The sequence below is a fragment of the Ochrobactrum sp. SFR4 genome, from assembly GCF_019730395.1.
Taxonomy (GTDB): Bacteria; Pseudomonadota; Alphaproteobacteria; order Rhizobiales; family Rhizobiaceae; genus Pseudochrobactrum.
Map to the genome: position 1 here is coordinate 536,001 of NZ_JAAPBB010000001.1, position 6,011 is coordinate 542,011.

At 48.9% G+C, this 6,011-nt stretch carries 5 protein-coding genes; 3 read left to right on the plus strand and 2 right to left on the minus strand.

Annotated features, from left to right (window positions below; all coding sequences use genetic code 11):
* Window positions 1-31: 31 nt before the first annotated feature.
* Window positions 32-1,681: an FMN-binding glutamate synthase family protein gene (locus HBA93_RS02230; RefSeq protein ID WP_286201696.1), complete on the plus strand. Its 1,650-nt coding sequence runs from the start codon at window positions 32-34 to the stop codon at window positions 1,679-1,681.
* 144 nt (window positions 1,682-1,825) lie between these two features.
* On the opposite strand, the gene HBA93_RS02235 is transcribed toward HBA93_RS02230, so the two are convergent.
* Window positions 1,826-3,091: an NAD(P)/FAD-dependent oxidoreductase gene (locus HBA93_RS02235; RefSeq protein ID WP_221722170.1), complete on the minus strand. Its 1,266-nt coding sequence runs from the start codon at window positions 3,089-3,091 to the stop codon at window positions 1,826-1,828.
* Window positions 3,092-3,308: 217 nt separating this feature from the next.
* On the opposite strand from HBA93_RS02235, the gene HBA93_RS02240 reads away from it, so the two are divergent.
* Window positions 3,309-3,521, plus strand: coding sequence for a hypothetical protein (locus HBA93_RS02240; protein ID WP_221722202.1), 213 nt, complete (start codon window positions 3,309-3,311; stop codon window positions 3,519-3,521).
* Window positions 3,522-3,787: 266 nt separating this feature from the next.
* Entirely contained in the window at window positions 3,788-5,188 is a 1,401-nt protein-coding gene (locus HBA93_RS02245; RefSeq protein ID WP_221722171.1) for a tyrosine-type recombinase/integrase, read from the plus strand.
* 101 nt (window positions 5,189-5,289) lie between these two features.
* Here HBA93_RS02245 and HBA93_RS02250 read toward each other — a convergent pair whose 3' ends face one another.
* Window positions 5,290-5,886 (minus strand): hypothetical protein, encoded by a 597-nt coding sequence (locus HBA93_RS02250; RefSeq protein ID WP_221722172.1) that lies wholly within the window; start codon window positions 5,884-5,886, stop codon window positions 5,290-5,292.
* Between the last annotated feature and the right edge of the window lie 125 nt (window positions 5,887-6,011).

Sequence of the window (6,011 nt, forward strand, 5' to 3'; positions counted from 1 at the left end):
CGTTCAGGCTCATATAAAGATGGTGACAATCATGCTCTCTTATCAGCGTTATGCAGTTCTCACTTGTGTTGCGCTCCTGACCATTGCCTCCTTTATAGGGGCAGTCTTTTACAGCGAATGGCTACTTATCATCACTGCTGTCTCAAGCTCTCTGCTTGGGCTGGGTGTTTATGATATTTTTCAGTCCAAACACGCGATTTTGCGCAATTATCCGATCATCGGTCATATGCGCTTTATTCTCGAAAGTATCCGTCCCGAACTGCGCCAGTATATTATTGAAGGCGACCGCGATGAAGAACCGTTCAGCCGGGAAATCCGCGGACTGGTTTATCAGCGCGCCAAAGGCGTTGAGGACAAACGTCCGTTCGGTACGATCGAAAATGTCTATAGTTCCGGCTATGCATGGCTGACCCATTCTGCTGTTCCCACGGTGATTAAAGACACGGATTTCCGTGTCCGTATCGGCGGCTCGGCCTGCAAACAGCCTTATGATGCCAGCCTGTATAATATTTCAGCCATGAGTTTCGGTGCGCTTTCTGCCAATGCCATTCTTGCCCTGAACAAAGGTGCGAAAATAGGTGGCTTTGCCCATGATACAGGCGAAGGCAGTATCAGCCGCTACCATCGCGAAGGCGGCGGCGATCTGATCTATCAGGTTGCATCCGGCTATTTTGGCTGCCGCAATGATGACGGCACATTCTCACCGGAAAAATTTGCCATTCAGGCTGCTGATCCTCAGGTCAAAATGATTGAACTGAAAATCAGTCAGGGCGCAAAACCCGGCCATGGCGGTATGTTGCCAGCCAAGAAAATCTCACCGGAAATCGCCGAAGCTCGTGGTATCCCGATGGGCAAAGACTGTATTTCGCCACCGGCACATAATACTTTCTCCACGCCGATCGGTATGATGGAGTTTATCGGCAAGCTCCGTGAACTTTCAGGTGGCAAGCCTGTCGGCTTCAAGCTTTGTATCGGTCATCGCCGCGAATTCATGTCGATGGTCAAAGCCATGCTGAAAACCGGCATTTATCCGGACTTTATCGTAGTAGACGGTAAAGAAGGCGGCACCGGTGCGGCTCCGCTAGAATTTGCCAACCGCGTTGGTATGCCGATGCTTGAAGGTCTGACCTTTGTGCATAATACACTGCGTGGTGCTGGTATCCGTCACGAGATCAAAATCGGTGCGGCCGGTAAAATCGTCTCCGCCTTTGATATTGCCCGTACTTTTGCTCTGGGCGCAGACTGGTGTAATTCGGCACGCGGCTTCATGTTTGCTGTCGGCTGTATTCAGGCGCAGTCCTGCCACACCAATACCTGCCCTGTCGGTATTGCCACGCAGGACCCGATGCGCCAGCGTGCGATTGATGTCGGGGATAAGAGCAATCGCGTTGCACGCTTCCACCGCAATACCATGCATGCTCTGGGCGAGCTTGCCGGTGCGGCAGGTCTCAGCGATCCGCGTGACTTCATGCCTTACCACTTCATGTTCCGCCAAAAGGACAATGAATTCCTCGACGGCAATGAAGTCTATCCGTATCTGCCAAACGGCTTTCTGGTCTCCGGCCCTGAAATTGAGGAACTGTCTGACTGGTACAGCCGCTGGGATCGCGCTTCTGCAGAAACTTTTGCGCCGCCGGAAATTCCGCATGGTCCGTTTATGCGCCGCAAAATTGCTGCCTGATATAAAAATCCCGCCCTATCTGTTGCTTTCACGCATTGTCCGACGCATCACAGCAGGAAAAGAAATCAGTCCGGCGAACTGATTTCCCTGCGGAGGCGCCTCGCACTTTTGCTGGAAATACTTGGGGCGGGATTTTCTTATGTTTCAAACTTCAGGATCACGCATGGTTTCTTTTTGCGTGATCAGACGTGCGCTTTGCAAGCCACTCAGATAAATCCAGAGCCAGCTCCATGCAACTGCAAGGCGTGACCGCGTTCCTATTAAGAAATAGATATGGGCAAGCCCCCAAATCCACCACGCCAGAATACCTTTCAGCTTGAAATTACCGAATTCAATCACCGCAACTTTTCGGCCGATTGTCGCCAGATTACCCTGATGCCGGTACTTGAATGCTTCAGGCAGCGGCTCCCCTTTCAGCATGGCACGGATGCATTTGGCAACAAAGCTTCCCTGTTGTTTTGCAGCAGGTGCAATACCGGGCACGGATTGATCCTCACCCCATTTGACTGAGGCCGTATCACCAATCACAAAAATTGACGGATCATCTGCAAGCCGCAAATCTTTGGTGACAACCACCCTCCCCGCACGGTCCGATTCTGCTCCCAGCCATTGAGCAGCAGGCGATGCCTGTACACCGGCCGCCCAGACGATTGTGCGGCAGGCAATCGGCTCCTCACCGATTGTGATACCGCTCTCATCACAGGCTGTGACCGGCACACCGGTGCGAACCGTTACCCCGAGCTTTGTCAGAGAGGTTTTCACATAGTCAGACAAGCTCTCGCTGAAGCTCGGCAACACCCGCCCGCCTGCTTCCACCAGCAAGACTTTGGCCTGACGTGTATCAATACGGCGAAACTCGCGCGGCAGCGTGTGATGGGCAAGTTCTGCAATCATACCGGCCATCTCAACACCTGTCGGTCCCGCACCGATCACAGCGAATGTCAGCAACGCCTCACGCTTGGCCGGATCTGTCTCCAGTTCCGCCTGCTCAAAGGCCAGCAACATGCGTCTGCGGATTGTCGTTGCATCTTCCAGCGTCTTCAGACCTGGTGCGAAGGCTTCCCATTTATCTTTGCCGAAATATGCGTGACGCGCCCCCGTTGCCAGAACGAGTATATCATAGGGCAAGTCAGCACTATTACGCAGGCGCACTGTTTTATGAACACGGTCAATACCGACAACCTCATCAAGCAGAGTTGTCACTTCCGGACGATCTCGAAAAAGATGCCGGATTGGCCATGCTATTTCTGATGTTGCAAGCACGGTGGTTGCAACCTGATAGAGCAAAGGCTGGAAAAGATGGTGATTACGGCGATCCACTAAAGTGATGTCCAGATCGGTCTTTTTCAGACCGTGTACAACCTGCAAGCCGGCAAAACCCGCACCAATAACCACAAGCTTCTTTTTCATAACGTATCCCGTTCTGCATGAGATCTGTTTGCCTGAAAACATACCACCTATTTTGCCACTATGCTGTATTAACCGTGCCCAGACCCTAATTCCTTAAATCTGGATCGGTCTAAGGTGAAATTATGTTCTAATTTTAAAGTGGCTCTAAGGCATAGCTTAATGCGCAAGAAGTTCCTACAAGCAGGCCTGAGCAATAAAGATGATTGAAAGTACCACCATGAATTTGAGCCTTTTTAAGACCCTGTGCAAAGACGGTAAATTCAAAGAAGCACTTGCCTTGGCGACAACCGGTTACGAGGATGACAGACTTGCCCCTACCCGTTTCTCCATGGATAAAAAAACCGGAAACCCGATCTTCTACCGGGGCAACAAGCGTGTAGAACTGAACGCTGACAATGAATGGCAAATCTCAAAGAACATGAACTTCTGATAAAGCCCTGATCTTAATCAGAAGACGTTCATTTCACTGACAGCCAATTGGTTCCTTTTCAGACAAGACAGAACCCTTGATCGGAATATGGAGAATCAAACAGAGCATCTTTTTCAAGACGTTATTTATAAAGTAAAATGTTTTGTGATTTTTTGGTGGAGCCAAGCGGGGGCTACACAGCTCTCGATCAAGTCATTGAAGTTATTGAAGTTATTGATATTACATGATAATCAACCATCAAACTTGGTCGGAATGGTTGGTCGGAAATGGCAAAATCCCCTCGAAAATACCTGAAACTGCGCGGCTTGAAGTATTGGTTTCGCCGTGACATTCCTGAGGCTGTACGGATTAGCTTCGACAACAAAACCGCCTATCTCGTCAACTTACAGACTAGCGATTTACGTCAAGCGATTAAGCGTCGCGACGACCTAATCACAGAAACAGATCAGCTATTTGAGGAAGCCAAGAATGGCACCTTAGGCAGAACGAGCGCTGACCCTATCGGTGCGCTTGCAGCGGTTTGGCGTAATGAGATTGCCGAAGCAGAGCGTGACCCTTACGCTTGGACTGCCAAAACTTACAACACGCCAATAACCAGCGTATCAGATGAAGACGTTATCACGCCGTATGATTTTATTGAGGAGACGTCAGAGCGCCTCCGTCGGGAAGCTGGAATAGCCGCAGCCAATCGCTTTGACTGCTTAATTCAAGGCGACGTGCCGATTGACCACCATCTTGAAGATTATTTGACTGAAGCTGCACTAGCCTTCAAGACGACCAACGAACGGCGCAATCTGGTGAAAACTTTCTCGCGCTGGGCTTTCAAAGAGGCTCTCACCCTACCACGTATTGATCGCCAAACAGCAGGGCGTTACTACACGGAGTACATTGCTAAGCTCCACCCCTCTACAGCCAAGAAGCACCTTGGCAGTGTCAAACTGTATTGGGATTACTTGATTATGCGGGGCCATATTCAAGGTGAAAATCCGTGGGAGAAACAAACGCTCTCTAATCGTAAACGTAGGGTTGAACGAGGCAATGACGTAAGAGAGCGACCATTCACGGAAAAAGAAATCAGCACTCTTCTGTATTCGAACTATCCGAAGGGTATGCGCAAAGACTTCCAGCAGCAGATTGCCGATGCCATACGCATATCAGCACTGTCAGGTATGCGATTAGCTGAGATCATAACTCTGTGGGTCGAAGAGTGCCCTCTTGATGAACACGGTATTGGCTTCTTCAATATCCAGCAGGGAAAGACCAGCGCCGCAGCACGTAAAGTTCCTATCCACCCTGATTTAATTGAGATCGTACGCCGCAGAACATACGGTAAAAAACCACAAGACTGGCTATTTCATGAGTTAGCCAAAGAACGCGACCCTAGTGACGTTTTTGGAAAACGCTTTGCGAAATACCGTGAAAAACTCGGGGTCGATGACAAGCGCGAAGGCCGACGTAGAAGCCTTGTTAACTTCCACTCCTTCCGCCGCTGGTTCGTCACAGAAGCCGAAAGGGCTGGACAACCAGAAAGCACTATATCGCAAGTTGTTGGCCATGAGGAAGGCCGCAAATCAATTACCTTCAAGGTGTACTCGGGCGGCACTTCAGACGTGCAGAAGCGCCTTTGTGTCGAAGCTGTAGATTTACCAACTGCTAAAGGGGCGTGAACCCGGCTGGATTGTCTGGTCTTTACTGATTTTATTATATAAATCTCCAAATACGCTTTCATTCAGTAAGCCATAGCAATCCACCAATCCAGTCGACCAGATTAATTAGGAATTCCGCGCCTGTTCGGATTTTTAATCCAGCTTGATACCTTTCCTAGAAAGTCCCAAACATCTCCTTCTTGAGGGCGAATGTAATTGCTATCATGAGGATCATGCCCCATGAGCTCAAATATTTTCTTCAGCCAATTATGTTTTGATCTAGGAGCATCAGCATACTCTAACCAATTCTCAACTTCTCCATGCGGAACAATAAAAAGCCCATATGTCTTTAAATCGTTGAGTAAGTTTTCTGCTGCTTCTAATTCGTCATTTGATAAAAGCCTTAATCCTCCGCACGTTTTGAAGTCTCTTTTTTTAGTATGTTCACTCTTTTGGGAATCAGCTGCTTGCGTAAGTAAATCGGATATTTGTTTTCTTCTGTTCCCATATGATGAAAGTTCCAACGCAGGAACACCAATTGCAGTAAGCTGATTAGTCCAATCAGCACCGCCTTCTTTTAAGACGTCAACATCAACAATTCCCGCGACGGAAATCCCTAGTTGTCGTAATGGCTTTACGATACGGGGTATAGTTTGTTTGTTATCTGCAATAACGAATAGTGAGTGAGGGATATGGCGCTCATCTGATGCCGCTAACAAACGCTCGTTTATTTCTTGATAAAAAGACCTATCCGCATTCGCTTCTGTTGTCCGTCGTCGAATGATTTGAGACTAATTGTGCTTTTGAAGATTGGATTTTCCGGCTCGGTTTATGGGTTGATTTA